Below are 18,097 nucleotides of genomic sequence, written 5' to 3'. Positions count from 1 at the left end.
AGAGGGATCTGGGGCATTGGGATAACGTTTGAGCCATTTCTCCTGGTCGTCCTTCTGGCTCTGCCGTTTCTCGGCAGCTTGGCAACAGGCTTGATCCTCAACACCACGTCGCGCGATCTTCCCGTCTTCGTGGCCGGTGCCGTGACGCTCCTGGCCGCACTTCTGACCGCAAGCTTTTATCCGGCGCTCGCCAACGGCAATGTCCTGCGGTTCGATGCGCAATGGCTGCCGCAGTTCGGCCTCAACTTCACGCTTCGGCTCGATGGATTTGCATGGATTTTTGCCATGCTGATCACCGCTATCGGCTTTCTCGTCGTCCTCTACGCCCGCTATTACATGTCGGAAGACGACCCGATCCCGCGCTTCTTTGCCTTCCTGCTTGCCTTCATGGGCGCCATGCTGGGCATCGTCATTTCCGGCAACATCATCCTCATCTCGGTGTTCTGGGAACTGACCAGCATCTTCTCCTTCCTGCTGATCAGCTACTGGCACAACAATTCCACCGCCCGTGACGGCGCCCGCATGGCGCTGACGATTACCGGCATCGGCGGCTTCTGCCTGTTGATCGGCATGCTGCTTCTCGGCAACATCGTCGGCAGCTATGATCTCGACAAAGTGCTGGCCTCCGGCGATGTCATCCGCAACCATGCGCTCTACCTGCCGGCGCTGATCTTTATCCTGCTCGGGGCGCTGACCAAGAGCGCGCAGTTTCCCTTCCACTTCTGGCTTCCGAACGCCATGGCGGCACCCACGCCCGTGTCGGCCTTCCTGCATTCGGCAACGCTGGTGAAGGCCGGCGTATTTCTGCTCGTCAGGCTCTGGCCGGTGCTGTCGGGCACCTATGAATGGTTCTGGCTGGTGGGCCTTGCCGGCACGCTGACGCTTTTGCTCGGCGCCTATTTCGCCATGTTCCAGCGGGATCTGAAGGGGCTGCTCGCCTATTCGACGATCAGCCATCTCGGTCTCATCACCACGCTGCTCAGCCTCGGCAGTCCGCTTGCAACCGTCGCTGCCATCTTCCACATGCTGAACCATGCAACGTTCAAGGCCTCGCTGTTCATGGCCGCCGGCATCATCGACCACGAGACCGGCACGCGCGACATGCGGCGCCTGAGCGGGCTCTTCCGCTTCCTGCCGATTACCGCCACGCTTGCCATGGTGGCCAGTGCCTCGATGGCCGGCGTGCCGCTCCTCAACGGCTTCCTGTCGAAGGAAATGTTCTTTGCCGAAGCGGTGGAAACCCATGCGGATTCCATCCTCGACCGGGCGCTTCCCTATATCGCCACCCTTGCAGGCGCCTTCAGCGTCACCTATTCGCTGCGCTTCATCCACACCGTGTTTTTCGGGCCGAAGCCTACCGATCTTCCCATTGCTACGCCGCATGAACCGCCGCACTGGATGCGCTTCCCCATCGAATTCCTGGTGATCGTCTGCCTCGTCGTCGGCATCGTGCCGGCCTATTCCATCGGGCCTTTCCTGCAGATGGCGGTGGAAAGCGTGCTGGGCAACCGGACGCCGGAATACAGCCTTTCGATCTGGCATGGCTTCAACCTGCCGCTGCTGATGAGCATCCTGGCTTTGGCGGGGGGCGCGCTGCTCTACATCCTGCTGCGTGGCTATTTTGCCCGCTGCGAAGATGGTCCGCCGTTCCTGCGCAATCTACGCGGCCAGCGCATTTTCGAGCGCGTACTGGTGACCGTCTCCTGGCGCTGGGCGCGGCTTGCCGAAAGCCGGATGGGCACGCGCAATCTGCAGCCACAGCTGCGCTGGGTTGTCGCCTGCGGTTTCCTGGCGGGTCTTCTGCCGCTTTACGTGTCCGGTTTCGAAGCCCGCATGTTCACCTTTTCCGGCATCGATCCGGCCTTTGCGGCAATGTGGGCCATCGGCATGGCGCTGTCGCTTGCGGCCGCCTATATGGCCAAGTATCATCGCCTCGCCGCCCTTGTCATGCTGGGGGGCGTCGGTCTCATCGTCTGCATCACCTTCGTGTGGCTGTCGGCGCCGGATCTGGCGATTACCCAGCTTCTGGTGGAAATCGTCACCACCGTTCTCATTCTTCTTGGCCTGCGCTGGCTGCCCAAGCGCAATCCGGACATGGGCGCCTTCATCTCGCTGCGCGGCCGGTTCCGGCGCTTCCGCGATCTGGTGCTGGCGATTGCCTGCGGCGTCGGCATGTCCTTCGTCGCCTTTGCCGTCATGACCATGCCGGTGCCGGATACGATCGCCACCTATTTCCTCGACAATGCCTATGAGCAGGGTGGGGGACGCAATGTCGTCAACGTCATTCTGGTGGACTTCCGCGGCTTCGATACGCTGGGCGAAATCGCCGTTCTCGGTGTGGTGGCGCTGACCGTCTTTGCCCTGCTGCGCCGTTTCCGCCCTGCCTCCGACAGTCTTGACATGCCCGAGCAGCAGCGCATCCAGAACCGGTTCGACGAGGAACGGCCGGACCGTGCCCCCGGCGATACCGTGCGTGATTATCTGGCCGTGCCGTCGCTCATCATGCAATGGCTGTTTCCGGTCATCATCACCTTTGCCGTCTATATCTTCATGCGCGGGCACGACATGCCGGGCGGCGGATTTTCGGCGGGCCTTACGATGTCGATTGCCTTCCTTTTGCAATATCTGGCCGGCGGCACGCGCTGGGCGGAGGACCGGCTGCGGATCCTGCCGCTGCGCTGGATGGGCGGTGGCCTTTTGACCGCGCTTGCGACAGGCGTTGGCGCCTGGTTCCTCGGCTATCCGTTCCTCACTTCGCACTTCCGCTATGTCGAGCTGCCGCTCATCGGCAAGATGCCGGCGGCGACCGCGCTTCTGTTTGATCTCGGCGTGTTTTCGCTGGTTGTCGGCTCGACGGTGCTGATCCTGGTGGCGCTTGCCCACCAGTCGGTGCGCATCCGGCGCGTGCGCAGCCATGATGCCGCCAAAACGGAGGAAAGCTGATGGAACTCGTGCTGTCCATTGCCATCGGCGTCATGACCGGCTGCGGCGTCTGGCTGATCCTTCGCCCGCGCACCTATCAGGTCATCGTCGGCCTGTCGCTTCTGTCGTATGCCGTCAACCTGTTCATTTTCGGGGTCGGCGGGGTGAAGAGCAATCTTCCACCCATCCTGGGCGATGGGGTGGTGTCGTCGACGCTCTCCGATCCGGTGCCGCAGGCGCTGGTGCTGACGGCCATCGTCATCGGCTTTGCCACGACGGCGCTGTTTCTCGTCGTGCTGCTTGCCTCGCGGGGGCTGACGGGCAACGACCATGTCGACGGGAGGAATGAGCGTAAATGAACGGCTGGGAACACCATCTCATCATTGCGCCGATCCTGGTGCCCATGATGGCCGCCGCTCTGCTGCTGTTCTTCGACGAGCGCCGGCGCGTGACGAAGGCGATGATCAGCCTGGCCTCGACGATCATCCTCGGCATGATCGCCGTCATCCTGTTTCGCATCGAAAGCGGCCCCAACGATTTCGAAGGCGTCTATCTGCTGGGCAACTGGGCGGCTCCCTTCGGGATCGTGCTGGTGCTTGACGGCCTTTCGGCGCTGATGCTGCTCCTCGCGGCACTTCTGGCCCTTGCGACGCTGGTCTTTTCGCTTGCCCGCTGGCACTCGGTCGGCGCCCATTTCCACAGCATGTTCCAGCTCTTGCTGATGGGGCTGAACGGTGCCTTCCTCACCGGTGACCTGTTCAATCTCTTCGTCTTCTTCGAGGTGATGCTGGCCGCCTCCTATGGTCTGCTGCTGCATGGCTCAGGACCGCTGCGCGTCAAGGCGGGGATGCATTACATCGCCGTCAACCTGGTCGCGGCCTTGTTCTTCCTCATCGGTGTCAGTCTCATCTACGGCACGACAGGCACGCTCAACATGGCCGATCTTGCTGCGCGCATTCCGCAGATCGAGCCGGACCGGCTGATGCTGATGGAGGCGGGCGCCGGCGTACTCGGCGTGGCTTTCCTCATCAAGGCCGGCATGTGGCCGCTCTGCTTCTGGCTGCCGACGGCCTATAGTGCCGCCTCAGCACCGGTCGCCGGCATGTTCGCCATTCTGAGCAAGCTCGGCATCTATGTCATTCTGCGGCTCACCATGCTGCTCTTCGGCGAAGGCCCGTCGGCCGGCTTCGGCGCGACCGTTCTGCTCTGGGGCGGCACGGCGACCCTCATCTTCGGCACGATCGGCGTGCTGTCCTCGCAGGCGCTCGGCCGCATGGCCGGATATTCCGTGCTGGTCTCGTCAGGCACGATGCTGATGGTGCTTGGCATCAATGATGGCGCCATCTCGTCGGGCGCGCTGCTCTATCTCGTCAGTTCCACCTTCACCATCAGCGCCTTCTTCATGCTGATCGAATTGGTGGAGCGCGGACAGGATGCCGGCGCAAACGTCCTGGCCGTCACCATGGAGGCCTATGGTGATGGTGACGAAGACCGGCTGGACGAGGGCGAAGGCGTGACGATGCCCGGCACGATGGCCATTCTGGGCACCTGCTTTGCCGCCTGCGGCATTCTTCTTGCCGGCCTGCCGCCACTCTCCGGCTTCATCGCCAAATTCGCCATGCTGTCTGCCATGATGGGAACCGGCGCCATTGGCGTGCCGCCCACGCCGGCGGTGTGGATGCTCTGCGTGCTGGTCATCCTGTCGGGCGTTGCGGCCCTGATCGCCATGAGCCGTGTCGGCATCCGCACCTTCTGGAGCTCGCTGGAAGGCGTGGTGCCGCGGGTGCTGGTGATCGAGTTGGTGCCGGTGATGTTTCTGCTGTCGCTGACGCTTGCCTTGTCGGTGCAGGCGGGGCCTGCCATGCAATACATGGATACGACCATCCGGACGCTTTCAAATCCGGCCGTCTATATCGATGCGGTGCACAACGCCGCAACGGTGGAGGGCTGGAAGGAACGCGCGGCCAGAAGCGCGGAGGGCCAATGATGCTGCCTTATCCGATCCTGGCCGTCTGCCTCCTCCTGATGTGGCTTATGCTCAACGGCTTCAGCTGGGGACAGCTGGTGCTCGGGGCGCTCGTCGCGCTCTTTGCCTCCTGGGCGCTTGCCTCGCTTCGTCCGGATAAGCCGAAGCTGCGCAAATGGTGGCTTATCCCGAAACTTGTCACCGTCGTCTTCGTCGATATCCTGCGCTCGAACCTTGCCGTTGCAACGCTGATCCTGAAGGGCAAGCGCCGGCCGCACACCTCGGGCTTCCTGCTTTTGCCGCTGGAGATCGAAAACAAGACGGCGTTGGCGCTTCTCGCCATTATCCTCACCAGTACGCCCGGCTCAGCCTGGCTGGAATATGACAGCCGCGACCGCACCGTGCTTCTGCATGTGCTCGACCTCATTGACGAAGAGCAGTGGATCGCAACGATCAAGCACCGCTACGAGGCCCTGTTGCTGGAGATTTTCGCATGAGCGCCGTGATCCTTCTCACCGCCATTTCCATCGCCCAGCTGCTCATTGCACTTGCCATGGCGATCGCCTCGGTGCGCATGTTCCGGGGACCCCGCGCGCAGGACCGCATCATCGGGCTCGATACGCTCTATATCAATGCCATGCTGATGCTCGTCACCTTCGGGATCGGAACCGGCAGCACCATCTATTTCGAGGCAGCGCTGGTCATCGGGATGCTGGGCTTCGTCGCAACCGTTGCCCTTGCCAAATTCCTCATGCGCGGGGAGGTGATCGAATGATCCAGCCCGTCTCGGACCTGCCGCTCTGGGCTGCCATGGTGGTGGCGGCCTTCCTGATCTTCGGATCGGCCTTGGCTCTCATCGGCGCCATCGGCTTCCTGCGGCTGCCGACCTTCTATGAACGCCTGCACGCGCCGACGCTTGGCACGAGCTGGGGTGTCGGCGGCATCATGCTGGCCTCGATGGTGTATTTCTCCGTTTCGTCGTCACGGCCTGTTCTGCACGAAATCCTCATCGGCCTGTTCGTGACCGTGACGACGCCGATTACCTTCATGCTTCTGGCGCGTGCCGCCCTTCACCGCGACCGGGCGGAAAGCAACGGCAACGTGCCGGAAAAGCACCAGCATGATCTGGAAGATGTCGAGGCAATCCAGGGCAACGCCGAGGAGAACTGATGCCGAGGTCCATTCCGGACGTACGGCACCATCGTCCTGCCCCCGCGCTCGTCTGGGGCGCCTCAGCGCAACAGCGTCGTGCGGATCTTGTTGAGCGCCGTCTCGTCATCGGATCCATAGGGGATCATGCCCTTCAGGCGGCCATCCGCCCCCACCATCAAGAGCGATGTCGTATGGCTCATGTGATAGTCGCTGTCATCGCCATAGGATCGTTCCGCGTGGATCATCCAGCCGGCGGTCACCTTTTTCATTTCCGCATCGGGACCGGTAATCCCCGTGATGCGGTCGGTGATGGAGGTGACATAGTCATGCATGACCTGCGGGCTGTCGCGCGCCGGATCGATGGTGAAGAAATAGGCGCCAAGTTTCTCGCCCTCCGGCCCCAACTGCTTCAGCCAGCCGGCCACTTCGAAGAGCGTGGTAGGGCACACTTCCGGGCAATGGGTATAGCCGAAATAGACGAGCGCCGGCCCCCGCTTGAAGAGGGTTTCATCGACCGGGTTGCCCCGGTCGTCGATCAGCGAAAACGCCGCATGAAAGGGGCCGGGACGGGCACGGGCACTATCGGCCGATACCCAGACCATGACGGCAACCAGCGCGGCAACAAAGATGCTGGCAAGACCAATCGCTGCCAGCGAAAGCGGTGCGCGGCTCATTTTCCATGGTCCTTATGCGCATCGTGGCCGCCCGCTTCGCCGCCTGCCTTGTCACCACCGGCCGGTCCGACAACGAATTCCACCTCGACCGGGCCTGCCTTTTCAAAATTGAGCGTGGCCTTGATCATTTCGCCTTCCTTGAACGGCTGGGTAACGTTGGTGAACATCACGTGATAGCTGGCGGGCTTCAGCTCCACCGTTTCATGGGCCGGCACGGCAAGACCGTTGGGCAGCGGGCGCATTTCCATGATGGAGCCCTCCATCTTCATCTCGTGGATCTGCACGTCGGGCGAACGATCGGAGGTGACGCTCACCAGCCGGTCTGCCGTGTCGCCGGTGTTGACGATCTTGAAGTAACCGCCACCCACCTTGGCGCCCGGCAGCATGGCGCGGGAATAGGGGTGGCCGATCTCCAGCGGGCCGACCTTGAAGCCATGGGCAGACGCGCCCTGCGCGACGAGGAGAAACAAGGCGGTGCAGGCGGCTGCGATCTGTCTTTTCATGATACTGTTCCTGTCTTCTCTTGAAGGGTCAAATAGCGGGTGTGACGGTTTTCGGGTAGGGCCGCCGGGTGCTTTGCCGCCGGCGACCCAAAGGATTTCTCATCCGATGGCCCGCTTCAGCGGTTTCAGATGTCTGAGGATCAGCAGATCGGCGGCGATGACGGTGACAAGAACCGCGCCGGAAAGCGGAAAGAGAACCGATAGCGCCAGCATCACCAGTGCGCCGCCCTTCCAGAACGGGCCCGGCTCGGTGACCGTCGGCGCCATCAGGCGAAAGCCGGCGCGCTTCGGCCGCCTTTTCCACCACATCACCACGCCGCTTACCGACAGAAACAGGATGGAAAGGCAAAACAGCGTGTTGAGCGCGATATTCCAGACGCCCATGTCGCCCTCATGAAGTGCGACGCCGACGGCCATGGCCTTGCCGGCTACGCCGTAATCGGCAAAGCCGATGTCGGCAAGGATCCGGCCGGTGTAGCGATCGACATGCACGGTGCGATCCGACAGCGGATCGCTGCTGTCATTGCTCATCGTATCACGGGCGATCGTCCACACGCCTGTTTCGCCGCCGGGGAAGGACAGCTGGAACCGTTGGTCAAAGCCCAGCCTGCGGGCAAGCGCCACCACGCCGTCGAGGTCGACCGGGTGACCTTGCGCAATCCCGGTCACGCCGGCGCTGGAACCGGAGGCCGGCATCGGCGTCTGCTCCAGCGCCCAGGGCACGTTTTTCACGCCGTCATGGTTCATGCTGGCGTGCGTCGCATCGGACAACGGCACGTTGTCCCACTTTTCAGCCGGGAAGGTGCTCCAGGCCTGGGTGAATTTTTCGCCCCAGATGCCGGCCCAGGTAAGGCCGGACAGAAGGAAGGCGAGAAGGATGATGCTGGCGTAGAACCCGACTGTCATATGCAGCGATTTCCATAGGGCTCGGCCCCGCGTCGCAAGCTGCGGCACAAGAACGGAGCGCCAGCCGGTGTCGCGGGGCCACCAGAGGTAAAGGCCGGTCACCACCAGCATCACGGCAAAGCCCGCGGCGATTTCGATCAGCCGGTCGCCAAGCGTTCCGATCAGCAGCGTGCCGTGAATGGTATCGGCCAGATCGTAAAGGGCGGTGCGGCGCTGCCACTGGCCAAGCGCCACGCCGCGATAGGGATCGACCGCCACCATGATCGATTGCGACCCGCTGTTGACGCGGAAGAGGGCGGCCTGATCGTCGGTGCGCGGTGCGATATACTGTTTCAGGACACCGTCCGGCACGACGGCGAGCGCGGCCTGGGCCTGTTGCGAGACGGCGAGCGTTTGCGAAAGCGGTGCAACGGAATAGAGATTTTCGCCGTCGCGGCCAGCAAGCACCGAAGACCACAGCATGATGAGGCCGGTCACGGCCAGCATCGCAAGGAAAGGGGCGACGTAAAGCCCCGCGTAGAAATGCCAGCGCCAGGCGGTGATGTAGAAGCGGCGCTGGAAGCCGGCGGCCGGTTTTGCGTCGATCGTGTGGGTCACGGTGCTCATCGCGAAGCCGCCTTGCAGCTGGGGATCGCGACAAAGGCCACGCGTGAACGCAGCGTCGCAGCGAGGGGCTGCTCCGGAGCACAGGGCAGGAAGAAGTGGAACATGGGAGATATCCGAACTGCGCGCCGGGATGCCGCAGGGGGCAGTGTTGAGCCGGCGCTGGCTGAAGGATCCCGCAGCCCGACAAGGGCGCGAGGGTTTCAGGCAATCAGGCCGGAAGGCGGGGCGCGGGGGCCGGTGTTGGGCGGAAACAACTGCCGGTAATGTGCTTCGGAGCGCTTTGGCAGAACGGTATTGCGCACACGCTCAACCGTTGCGAACGCAACGAGGGCAGGGGCCGGCAGGATGACGGAGGCATTGAGGCGGCAGGCCTCGCAGCCGGTGCTGCGACCCTCATCATGAGGATGCGCCTTGCCGTCGTCGTGACTGGTGACGCAAAGGACGGGCAGCGTGCCATCCGGCAGCACATAGGCGGCGATCTCTGTCAGCGGGATCCCCGCCGTCGCAATGACGGGAGGCTTGTGGACAAGGCCGAGGCACAGCAAGGCAAGCGCACACATGATGCGCACCATCCCAGCCATGGAAATAGACCTCGTCATGCCTGTCGTCGCTTGCCTCTTCGCGCCTTCCCTGGAACACAGGCTTACACGCCGTCCCGCCAACCGGCAATGCGTCAATTTTGCTCATCCCGTCTGAGCCTCAAGGCGCGCAGACCGGCACGCTTTGATGTCGCTCGGCGCGACAGGACTTGCGCTGGCGCGTTTCGGCGTGTTTAAAGGTGAAAATAAATTCATAATATGAATTTTGGCGATCGGAAACCGCAAGACGGGGTGTCGGGGGGCGGTATGGACAAGATGCCATTGGCGAAAGAGGAACCGCGCAAGGCACGGCTTGCCGAAGCCGTGATCGCGCAGCTGCGCCTCGATATTGCCGACGGGCGTCTGGCCGCCGGCGCGCAACTGCCGACCGAGCCTGGGCTGATTGAACGGTTTGGCGTGAGCCGCACCGTGATCCGCGAGGCGCTGGCCGAGTTGCGGGCGGCGGGTCTCATCAAGGCGGAGCAGGGGCGCGGCGTTTTCGTCTGCGACGCGGCGCCCGGCAACGAGCCGTTTCTGAGCCCGGAAGACCAGGGGTCCATTCCAAAGACACTGGAAATGCTGGAACTTCGCGTCGGGATCGAGACGGAAAGCGCAGCACTTGCGGCCGTGCGCCGCTCGTCGGCGCAGGAGTTCGAGATCCGGGCCAGCAATGACGAGATGGCGGATCTGGTGGCGGCCAAGGCATCCGCCTCGCAGGCGGATTACGATTTCCACCTCGCCATCGCCCGCGCCACCAACAACAGTTTCTATGTCAATGCCATGGTGCGCTTCGGCCTTGCCGCCATTCCGCGTGCCAATCTGCCCAACCTCGCCTCCTCGCATAGCGAGGCCTATCTGGGGCAGGTGGTGGAGGAGCACGCGCGAATTGCCGATGCAATCTCGGCGCAAGAGCCCGAGGCGGCCCGCGCGGCGATGCGCCGGCACCTGGAAGGCTCGCAGGAACGCTACCGCGCCATTGCCCGCGCGCTGCGCCCAAAGGGTGGCGGAACGGCGTAACGCGTCTCGCTTCGTTCGGAGACTTGCGCAAGTCATATGATGATTATATGACTTGTCATAGGCCGCAGCTGGCCCTGCCGCTTGAGTGATCGGACGGTCAGGGTGCGCCTCAAGTTGTCTGTCCCGGAGATCCTGTCAGGAGATCCGGCACCCGATTGAGGCCGGGCGACAGCCGCAAGCCTGCCGTTCGGCCCCCGGGGCCGGGCGAAGACCGAAGGAGTGGAGGCCTTCGGGAACAAGATTGCCGGCATGAAGAGGCCGGACGAAGGAGGAGGGTGTCATGGCATGGGTCACACAAGGACATTTTTCGCACGTTCCAGCGGCAGAGGGTGCCCTGTCGGGCCCGGCCGACCGACGTGGCGCGCTGCAACGGTCAGAAACCCGTCGGGCAAGGGCTGCCGGGGGCAACAGCACCGCGTGCTTTCGGATGGATGAGCGCTGCCTTTCTGGAAAGCTGAGCCTGGCGCCCGCGTCCATCGTCGCGCGCGCCCGCTGAAACCGATCGGCATCTGCCGGCAAGGCCATTTTTCAGTGCCTGCAGATATCGGCAACGCTTGCAAAGGCACCGCCATGAAACGTTTCATTGCCCGCAATGCCCCCGGATACCTGTTCCTCATGCCCTGGTTCATCGGGTTTTTCCTGCTGGCGCTCGGGCCGATCCTGGCCTCGCTCTACCTGTCGTTTACCCGATACGACATGGTGAATGCGCCGCGCTGGATAGGCTTTGACAACTACACCTACATGTTCACCCGCGACCGCCGCTTCTGGAAGGCGCTGGAGGTGACGTTCCATTACGTGGTGCTGGCCGTTCCGGCGCGGCTGATCATGGCGCTTGGCGTGGCGATGCTGCTCGACAAGGGCCTGCGCAGCATCGGGTTTTACCGGGCGATCTTCTATCTGCCCTCGCTGCTCGGTGCCTCGATCGCCATTGCCATCCTCTGGCGCCAGCTTTTCGATGCAAACGGCGTCGTCAACCAGACACTCGGCTATTTAGGTGTATCCGGGCCGAACTGGCTGACCAATCCGGACACCTCGCTCTATACGCTGGTGATCCTTGCCATGTGGCAATTCGGCTCGCCGATGCTGATCTTTCTCGCCGGTCTTCGCGGCATTCCCCGCGATCTTTACGAGGCCGCCGAAATCGACGGAACGCCGCCCTGGCGCCAGTTCACCCGCATCACGCTGCCGCTTCTCGCCCCCGTCATCTTCTTCAACCTGGTGCTGCAGACCATCGAGGCCTTCAAGACGTTTTCAAGCGCCTTCATCATTTCGAACGGCAGCGGCGCGCCGGCCGACAGCCTGCTGTTCTACACGGTTTATCTGTTCAACGAAGCCTTCAAGTTCTTCCGCATGGGCTATGCCTCGGCACTTGCCTGGGTGCTCCTGATCATCATCGCGATCTTCACGGCGATCGCTTTCTTCACCTCGAAATACTGGGTGCATTATGAAAACGAGCGTGACTGACCTTGAAGCCGCGATGGAACTGGACGAGGCCACCCGCCTTGCGCATGCCTTCATGCTCCAGCGCAAGAAGCGCGATCGGAATGCCCGCCTCCTGAAGCACGCCTTTCTGATCGGCGTGTCCTTCATCATGCTCTATCCGCTGGTCTGGCTTTTGTCGGCCTCGCTGAAGCCGGAGAACGAGATTTTCGGCAATCTCGACCTTTGGCCCTCGACGTTCAAATTCGACAATTACAGCGCCGGCTGGCATGCGCTGCCGCAATCCTTTTCGGTGTTTTATGTCAATTCGGCCATCGTCACGGTCCTCTCGGTCATCGGCAACCTGATTTCCTGCTCCTTTGCAGCCTATGCGTTCGCGCGCCTGCGGTTCACCGGCCGCAACTTCTTCTTCGCGCTGATGATGATGACGCTGATGATCCCGTATCACGTGGTGCTCATCCCGCAATATGTGCAGTTTCTGCAGCTGGGCTGGGTGGATACCTACCTTCCGCTGGTGGTGCCGCGTTTCCTGGCCTCCGATACCTTCTTCATCTTCCTGATGGTGCAGTTCTTCCGCCAGCTTCCGCGCGAACTGGACGAGGCGGCGATGATCGACGGCTGCTCGCCCTTCAAGATCTACTGGGCCGTGATCCTGCCCCTGTCGCTGCCGGCCATGGGAACGGCCGCCATCTTCTCGATGATCTGGGTCTGGGAGGATTTTCTGGCGCCGCTCATCTATCTGAACGACATCAAGAGCTACACGGTGCCGCTCGCCCTTCGCCTCTTTCTCGATCAGGAGGGGCAGTCCGCCTATGGCCAGATGTTTGCCATGTCGGTGCTCTCGCTGGTGCCGGTCGTTCTCTTCTTCGTCCTTTTCCAGAAATTCATCGTCCGCGGCATTGCCACGTCCGGAATGAAATAAGCGCCGTACAGGAAACAAGGAAAGCAAAATGGCGGGTTTGACACTGCGCAATGTCGGCAAGAGCTACGGCGCCCTGCAGATCATCAAGGGCCTCAATCTCGATATCCACGACGGCGAATTTCTGGTGCTCGTCGGCCCCTCCGGCTGCGGCAAGTCGACACTTTTGCGCATGATCGCCGGGCTTGAGGATATCACCGACGGAACGGTTGCCATCGGCGCCCAGGTAGTGAACGACCTGCCAGCGTCCAAGCGCGAGCTTTCGATGGTGTTCCAGAGCTACGCGCTCTATCCGCACATGACCGTGCGCAAAAACCTCGCCTTCGGCCTGCAGAACTTCCGCATGCCGCGCGCCGAAGTGGAGCGCCGGGTGGCGGATGCCGCCCGTATCCTGCAGATCGAGCCGCTGATGGACCGCAAGCCGCGCCAGCTGTCGGGTGGCCAGAAGCAGCGCGTTGCCATCGGCCGGGCGATCGTGCGCGAGCCAAAGCTCTTCCTGTTCGACGAGCCGCTGTCCAATCTCGATGCGGAACTGCGTGTGCAGATGCGCGCCGAACTTGCCTCGCTCTATGCCCGCCTCGGCACCACGATGATCTATGTGACGCATGACCAGGTGGAAGCCATGACCATGGCAAGCCGCATCGTCGTCCTGCGATCCGGCAAGATCGAGCAGGTCGGCACCCCGCAGGAGCTTTATACGCGCCCGCAGAACCTCTTTGTCGCCGGTTTCATTGGATCGCCGAAAATCAACAAGCTGGAGGCAAAGGTGACGGCAGGCGGGCGCACGGCAAATGTCGAGGGCTTGGGCGATTTTTCACTGCCGCAGCTGCCGACCACGGATAGCGCCCTGACGCTCTGCGTGCGGCCGGGGTCGCTGCGCATCGGCGCCGGCGACGTGGTAGGCGAGGGCGTGATCCGACTTGTCGAATATCTCGGCAACGAGACGCTGTTGCACATTGCGCTGTCGAGCGGGCAGATCCTGCTGGCAACGGCGGGCGGCCAGGCCGCCTATCGTGCCGGGCAGACCGTCCCGATTGGTTTTGACATGGCCGACCTCCATTATTTCGATGCGAGCGGAGAGCGGGTCGAGCCGCAAGCTTCAGCCTTTGCACAGCAGGGCGTGTCCGGCACGCACTGAACCGACGGCAGGAAGAGCGGGCGTCCCTCCCGGACGCAACCGCTGATGAGACGAGGTAGAGACGGTTTTGAAGATAGCAATTGTTGGATGTGGCTCCCGCCATCAGATGTTTCGCGATGCGGTAACCGAGGATTACGCCGACCGGCATGAGATCGTGGCGCTCTGCGACAGCAACCCGCATCGCCTCAGCGAAGCGGCAAAGGCCGTGTCGAAACCGGGCACCAACGGTGTCGCAACCTATCTGGCGGGCGATTTCGACCGGCTGATCGCAGAGCAGCGGCCGGATACCGTGGTCGTGGCAACGCCCGATTTCCTGCATGCCGATTACATCGTGCGCGCCTTCGAAGCCGGATGCGACGTGATCTGCGAAAAGCCGCTGACGATTGATCTGTCGCGGCTGAAGATGATCGTCGATGCGCAGGCGCGCACCGGCCGCCAGGTGAAGGTCACCTTCAATTACCGCTATTCGCCGGCCCGCACGCAGATCAAGGAACTGATCTCGTCGGGCGTCATCGGCACGGTGACGGCCGTGGATTTCCGCTGGCATCTCGACCGCGTGCATGGCGCTGATTATTTTCGCCGCTGGCATCGCCAGAAGGAAAATTCGGGCGGCCTTCTCGTGCATAAATCCACCCACCATTTCGATCTTCTGAACTGGTGGCTGGGCACGGTGCCGACGGAGGTTCTGGCCTCGGGGCGGCGCGTCTTCTACAGGCCGGAAACGGCCGTCGAAATGGGGTTGCAGGACCGGGGACCGCGCTGCGCCCTCTGTCCGGTCGCGGATGCCTGTCCGGTTCGTCTGGATCTTGCCGCCGACGAGAATCTGCGCGCACTCTATCTGGAGGCCGAGCACGAGGACGGTTATTTCCGCGACCTTTGTGTGTTCGATGAGGAGATCGGCATCGAGGATACGATGCAGGCCCATATCCGCTATGCCTCGGGCGTCACCGCCAATTACACGCTGACGGCCTATTCACCCTGGGAGGGTCTGGAGATCAAGTTTCAGGGCACCAAGGGCGAAATCACCCACCGGCATGTGGAGGTGCATGGCGTGTTTGGCGGCGTGCGCGATCATGCCGATGAGGAGGCCATTACCACGGAACTGCATCTTGCCGGCGAGCGGCCGAGGCTCCTCGACGTGCCGAAGGCGCAAGGGTCGCATGGCGGGGCCGATCCGGTCATGCTCGGCTATATCTTCAATCCGGAGGGGATGGAGCCCGACCGCTATGGCCGTGCCTCCGATCATGTGGCCGGCGCCTGGTCCATTCTGACCGGCATTGCCGCCAATGCCTCGATCGACACCGGCTCGGTCGTCCATATCCAGCCGATGCTGCGGGCGCGCAACATTCGCATCTGATCTCGGCCCCAAGGCTGCCTGTTCTTCCGGCAGTGCATCCGGCTCACGGCCGGGATGTGCTGCGCTTTGCGCCTGTCCTGCCACTTCTCTGACCCAAGCACCGCGCCTCGCGGTTGCGCTTCCGTGCCTGTCATCCTTGGGCATCTGCGGCATCGACAAGCGATCCCGTGAGACAAGAACGGCTTCTCCCCTGACTTTTACTGGCTTTTGACAGTCCTGCGCGACACGCAGTCTTCCAGACGCGCTCTTTCTGCGCGTGTTATTCAAAAAATACTACCTTTAAATGAAAAACCGATTGCCAATCCACTTGAACGAGCATTAACTCTACCTATTGGGGCTTTTGCGGTCGATACACCTTTAAGGTGTTCAAGGGGGCGGAAATGGCGAAGCGCAAATGGGTGTGGTGGACCGCCGGTGTGGTCGTTGTGGTGGCAGGGCTTGCCGTCGCGGTATCTCTTCTGACCGGTGGCGGTGGACCGAAGCCCGGCCAGGTGAAGGACGAGGCGATGCTCGCCGGCCGGGACCTCAAGTCCTTCCCGGCGGCAGATGAGGATTTCTTCGCCGACATGGACGGCGGCTATAAGGGCGTAAAACTCTCTGCCGCCGAGGTGAAGGGCCGCAACAACTGGATCGTCTGGACCGGCGGCAATGACCGGTTGTGGGACGGGCTCACCAATTCCTCCTTCGGCAGCTTCGACCTCCTGAAGACGATTTCCAGCTATCCCGGCCTCAAGGCATCGCACGACAACCGCTGGAGCTATCTCGGGCTCGTCAACGAACCCTGCTTTGCCAAGCCGACAAAGCCCGATCCCGACCATTTCGGCCTGTGGCTTGATGTGCGGGACGACAAATGCGCCGCCGATCCCTTTGCCAATGCCGATAAATACAAGGGCGTGGCCATTGGCGGGCGCGGCAAGACGAAAGATCCGAAGACCGGCAAGGTTCTGCCGGTCGGGTCCTATTACGGCGAGCCGACGGGCATCGTCGGTCTGCGGCTGTTTCCCAACCCCGCCTTTGACGAGAAGGCCGCCAAGGACTGGGACGCCGAGCGCTATTACAAGGATCCGAGCTACTACAACCGCAAGGACCTCGTGCGTCCTTACCGCGTCGGCATGGGCTGCGGCTTCTGCCACGTCGGCCCGGATCCCACCAATTCGCCGGCCGATCCCAACAATCCGAAATGGGAAAACCTTTCCTCGGTCGTCGGCGCGCAGTTCTTCTGGATCGACCGTATCTTCTCCTGGGATGCCAACCAGAAGAACTTCATCTTCCAGCTCGTGCACACCGCAAAACCCGGAACGCTCGATACCTCGCTGGTCTCCACCGACTATATCAACAATCCGCGCACGATGAATGCGGTCTACCAGACCAAGGAACGCGTGGAGCTTGGGCTTCGGCTCGGCAAGGAAAAGCTTGGTGGTGGCGGGCTCGACAACAAGCAGTTCAAGGATTTCCCGGGCTATGAGGCCTTTGCTGCCACCTACAAGGCGCCGGACACCGTCTGGACGCCGCATGTGCTGAAGGACGGTGCCGATTCCGTCGGCGTGCTCGGTGCGCTCAACCGCGTCTATATCAATATCGGCCTGTTCAGCGAGGAATGGCTGTTGCACTTCAATCCGCTTGTCGGTGGCAAATCGGTAAGCCCCATCCGCATCGAGGATGGTCGCAAGAATTCCGTCTACTGGCAGGCCACCGAAGAGCAGACGCCGTTCGTTGCGCAGTTCTTCCTGAACACATCCATCGGTGCGCCGCACCACCTGAAGGATGCCCCGTCCGGCCAGCAGTTCCTGACGGCAAATGAGGCAACGCTGACCCGCGGCAAGACGGTCTTTGCCGAAAACTGCGCGGCCTGCCATTCGGCCAAGCAGCCGGACTTCCCGGCAGGCGTCGATCCGCGCGACAGTGTCGGGCCGGACTATATTAAGCGCTGGAACGCCTACTGGGGCTATGTCCAGACGCCGGCCTACAAGAAGGCCATGGTGGAGATCGCACTTCGCCCCGATTTCCTCGACGGCAATTATCTGTCGACGGAAATGCGCGTGCCGGTGACGCTTCTGGAAACCAATGCCTGCTCGCCGCTGGCGACCAACGGCATTGGCGGCAATATCTGGGATAATTTCACCTCCCAGTCCTACAAGGACCTGCCCTCCGTCGGCACGATCAAGATCAAGGATCCGTTCACCGGCGAGGCGAAGGATTATGCCATGCCGGCTGGCGGTCGCGGCTATTCGCGACCGGCAAACCTGGCGAGCCTCTGGTCGACGGCGCCCTATCTGCTCAACAACAGCGTCGGCGACGACATGGGCTATGACAGTCCCAATCCGAGCGTGGAGTATCGCGTCAAGGCCTTCGAGGCCGGCATTCGCCAGATGCTGTGGCCCGAAACGCGCAAGAAGGATCCGGTCCTTGGCGCCAAGGGCGTGGGCGAGATCTACCGCACCGATACGACCTCCTACCTGGAAGTGCCGGCCGGCTATCTGCCGGAAGGTCTTGCCAAGCTCGTCGGGCCTCTGGAGCGCTACCTGCCATGGCTGTTCGGCGATGGCGGCGTCAAGATCGGACCAGTTCCGAAGGGCACGCCGGTCAATATCCTGTCCAACCTCGAACTGCGCCTGGATCAGGCGAGCAAGATCCAGAACCTTGACCAGGACGTGAAGCTCGTCTCGCTTCTCCTGAAGATCAAGAAGGACTTGAAGGAACTGGGTGCCAATGCGAGCGACGCGGACGCGATCAAGGTGTTTGCAAATCTCAAGGACCCGCTTCTGGCGCTGAGCAAATGCGCCGACTTCGAAGTCAATCGCGGCCACTATTTCGGCAGCGACAAGGTGCCGAGCCTTGCAGGCGTACCGGCTCCGCAAGGTCTGAGCGATGCCGACAAGGAAGCGCTGATCGCCTTCCTGAAGACCTTCTGAGCGGGGG

The 18,097-nt window shown here is 62.1% G+C and carries 16 protein-coding genes; 12 read left to right on the top strand and 4 right to left on the bottom strand.

What is annotated here, in order from left to right:
- Nucleotides 1-21: 21 nt before the first annotated feature.
- The 6 genes from J2858_RS19555 to mnhG are packed head-to-tail and all read left to right on the top strand — an operon-like array spanning nt 22 to nt 6,058.
- A complete protein-coding gene (locus tag J2858_RS19555; RefSeq protein ID WP_348635510.1) occupies nt 22-2,943 on the top strand; it encodes a monovalent cation/H+ antiporter subunit A in 2,922 nt (973 codons plus the stop codon).
- Complete coding sequence (locus tag J2858_RS19550) at nt 2,943-3,281, top strand: Na+/H+ antiporter subunit C (protein WP_210106524.1); 339 nt, start codon at nt 2,943-2,945, stop codon at nt 3,279-3,281. Before J2858_RS19555 ends, J2858_RS19550 begins: the two co-directional genes overlap by 1 nt.
- Entirely contained in the window at nt 3,278-4,909 is a 1,632-nt protein-coding gene (locus tag J2858_RS19545) for a monovalent cation/H+ antiporter subunit D (protein ID WP_210106523.1), read from the top strand. The genes J2858_RS19550 and J2858_RS19545 overlap by 4 nt, the downstream gene beginning before the upstream one ends.
- Nucleotides 4,909-5,385, top strand: coding sequence for a Na+/H+ antiporter subunit E (locus tag J2858_RS19540; protein ID WP_210106566.1), 477 nt, complete (start codon nt 4,909-4,911; stop codon nt 5,383-5,385). The genes J2858_RS19545 and J2858_RS19540 overlap by 1 nt, the downstream gene beginning before the upstream one ends.
- Nucleotides 5,382-5,663 carry a K+/H+ antiporter subunit F gene (locus J2858_RS19535; protein WP_210106522.1) on the top strand — a complete coding sequence of 94 codons (282 nt, stop codon included), beginning with the start codon at nt 5,382-5,384 and terminating at the stop codon, nt 5,661-5,663. Before J2858_RS19540 ends, J2858_RS19535 begins: the two co-directional genes overlap by 4 nt.
- Nucleotides 5,660-6,058, top strand: coding sequence for a monovalent cation/H(+) antiporter subunit G (gene mnhG / locus J2858_RS19530; RefSeq protein WP_210106521.1), 399 nt, complete (start codon nt 5,660-5,662; stop codon nt 6,056-6,058). The genes J2858_RS19535 and mnhG overlap by 4 nt, the downstream gene beginning before the upstream one ends.
- Before the next feature lie 62 nt (nt 6,059-6,120).
- On the opposite strand, the gene J2858_RS19525 is transcribed toward mnhG, so the two are convergent.
- The 4 genes from J2858_RS19525 to J2858_RS19510 all read right to left on the bottom strand — a co-directional run bounded on the left by J2858_RS19525 (nt 6,121) and on the right by J2858_RS19510 (nt 9,310).
- On the bottom strand, nt 6,121-6,714 hold the full coding sequence (locus J2858_RS19525) for an SCO family protein (RefSeq protein ID WP_210106520.1): 594 nt from the start codon (nt 6,712-6,714) through the stop codon (nt 6,121-6,123).
- Nucleotides 6,711-7,217, bottom strand: a complete 507-nt coding sequence (locus J2858_RS19520; protein WP_210106519.1) for a copper chaperone PCu(A)C — start codon at nt 7,215-7,217, stop codon at nt 6,711-6,713. The genes J2858_RS19525 and J2858_RS19520 overlap by 4 nt, the downstream gene beginning before the upstream one ends.
- 99 nt (nt 7,218-7,316) lie before the next feature.
- Nucleotides 7,317-8,729, bottom strand: coding sequence for a PepSY-associated TM helix domain-containing protein (locus J2858_RS19515; protein WP_210106518.1), 1,413 nt, complete (start codon nt 8,727-8,729; stop codon nt 7,317-7,319).
- Between the two features lie 200 nt (nt 8,730-8,929).
- Nucleotides 8,930-9,310, bottom strand: coding sequence for a hypothetical protein (locus J2858_RS19510; protein WP_245366734.1), 381 nt, complete (start codon nt 9,308-9,310; stop codon nt 8,930-8,932).
- A 279-nt stretch (nt 9,311-9,589) separates the two neighbouring features.
- On the opposite strand from J2858_RS19510, the gene J2858_RS19505 reads away from it, so the two are divergent.
- From J2858_RS19505 to J2858_RS19480, 6 genes are all read left to right on the top strand, one after another.
- Nucleotides 9,590-10,324: a FadR/GntR family transcriptional regulator gene (locus J2858_RS19505; RefSeq protein WP_432443378.1), complete on the top strand. Its 735-nt coding sequence runs from the start codon at nt 9,590-9,592 to the stop codon at nt 10,322-10,324.
- 570 nt (nt 10,325-10,894) lie between these two features.
- Entirely contained in the window at nt 10,895-11,788 is an 894-nt protein-coding gene (locus J2858_RS19500; RefSeq protein ID WP_210106516.1) for a carbohydrate ABC transporter permease, read from the top strand.
- Between the two features lie 52 nt (nt 11,789-11,840).
- Nucleotides 11,841-12,686 carry a carbohydrate ABC transporter permease gene (locus J2858_RS19495; protein WP_245366807.1) on the top strand — a complete coding sequence of 282 codons (846 nt, stop codon included), beginning with the start codon at nt 11,841-11,843 and terminating at the stop codon, nt 12,684-12,686.
- A gap of 28 nt (nt 12,687-12,714) precedes the next feature.
- A complete protein-coding gene (locus J2858_RS19490) occupies nt 12,715-13,821 on the top strand; it encodes an ABC transporter ATP-binding protein (protein ID WP_210106514.1) in 1,107 nt (368 codons plus the stop codon).
- A gap of 67 nt (nt 13,822-13,888) precedes the next feature.
- Entirely contained in the window at nt 13,889-15,178 is a 1,290-nt protein-coding gene (locus J2858_RS19485) for a Gfo/Idh/MocA family protein (protein ID WP_210106513.1), read from the top strand.
- A gap of 380 nt (nt 15,179-15,558) precedes the next feature.
- The gene (locus J2858_RS19480; RefSeq protein WP_210106512.1) at nt 15,559-18,090 is read left to right on the top strand and encodes a hypothetical protein; all 2,532 of its coding nucleotides are present in this window, start codon (nt 15,559-15,561) and stop codon (nt 18,088-18,090) included.
- Nucleotides 18,091-18,097: the final 7 nt, after the last annotated feature.

The sequence above is a fragment of the Neorhizobium galegae genome (assembly GCF_017877135.1).
In the GTDB taxonomy this organism is placed as follows: Bacteria; Pseudomonadota; Alphaproteobacteria; order Rhizobiales; family Rhizobiaceae; genus Neorhizobium; species Neorhizobium galegae_A.
This window is presented reverse-complemented; position numbering and strand designations above follow the sequence as displayed.

Coding starts and splice junctions, on each gene's coding strand:
- mnhG (WP_210106521.1), top strand. CDS start 5,660: ATGATCCAGCCCGTCTCGGACCTGCCGCTCTGGGCTGCCATGGTGGTG.
- J2858_RS19540 (WP_210106566.1), top strand. CDS start 4,909: ATGCTGCCTTATCCGATCCTGGCCGTCTGCCTCCTCCTGATGTGGCTT.
- J2858_RS19495 (WP_245366807.1), top strand. CDS start 11,841: ATGCTCCAGCGCAAGAAGCGCGATCGGAATGCCCGCCTCCTGAAGCAC.
- J2858_RS19545 (WP_210106523.1), top strand. CDS start 3,278: ATGAACGGCTGGGAACACCATCTCATCATTGCGCCGATCCTGGTGCCC.
- J2858_RS19535 (WP_210106522.1), top strand. CDS start 5,382: ATGAGCGCCGTGATCCTTCTCACCGCCATTTCCATCGCCCAGCTGCTC.
- J2858_RS19520 (WP_210106519.1), bottom strand. CDS start 7,217: ATGAAAAGACAGATCGCAGCCGCCTGCACCGCCTTGTTTCTCCTCGTC.
- J2858_RS19550 (WP_210106524.1), top strand. CDS start 2,943: ATGGAACTCGTGCTGTCCATTGCCATCGGCGTCATGACCGGCTGCGGC.
- J2858_RS19515 (WP_210106518.1), bottom strand. CDS start 8,729: ATGAGCACCGTGACCCACACGATCGACGCAAAACCGGCCGCCGGCTTC.
- J2858_RS19500 (WP_210106516.1), top strand. CDS start 10,895: ATGAAACGTTTCATTGCCCGCAATGCCCCCGGATACCTGTTCCTCATG.
- J2858_RS19525 (WP_210106520.1), bottom strand. CDS start 6,714: ATGAGCCGCGCACCGCTTTCGCTGGCAGCGATTGGTCTTGCCAGCATC.
- J2858_RS19480 (WP_210106512.1), top strand. CDS start 15,559: ATGGCGAAGCGCAAATGGGTGTGGTGGACCGCCGGTGTGGTCGTTGTG.
- J2858_RS19490 (WP_210106514.1), top strand. CDS start 12,715: ATGGCGGGTTTGACACTGCGCAATGTCGGCAAGAGCTACGGCGCCCTG.
- J2858_RS19510 (WP_245366734.1), bottom strand. CDS start 9,310: ATGGCTGGGATGGTGCGCATCATGTGTGCGCTTGCCTTGCTGTGCCTC.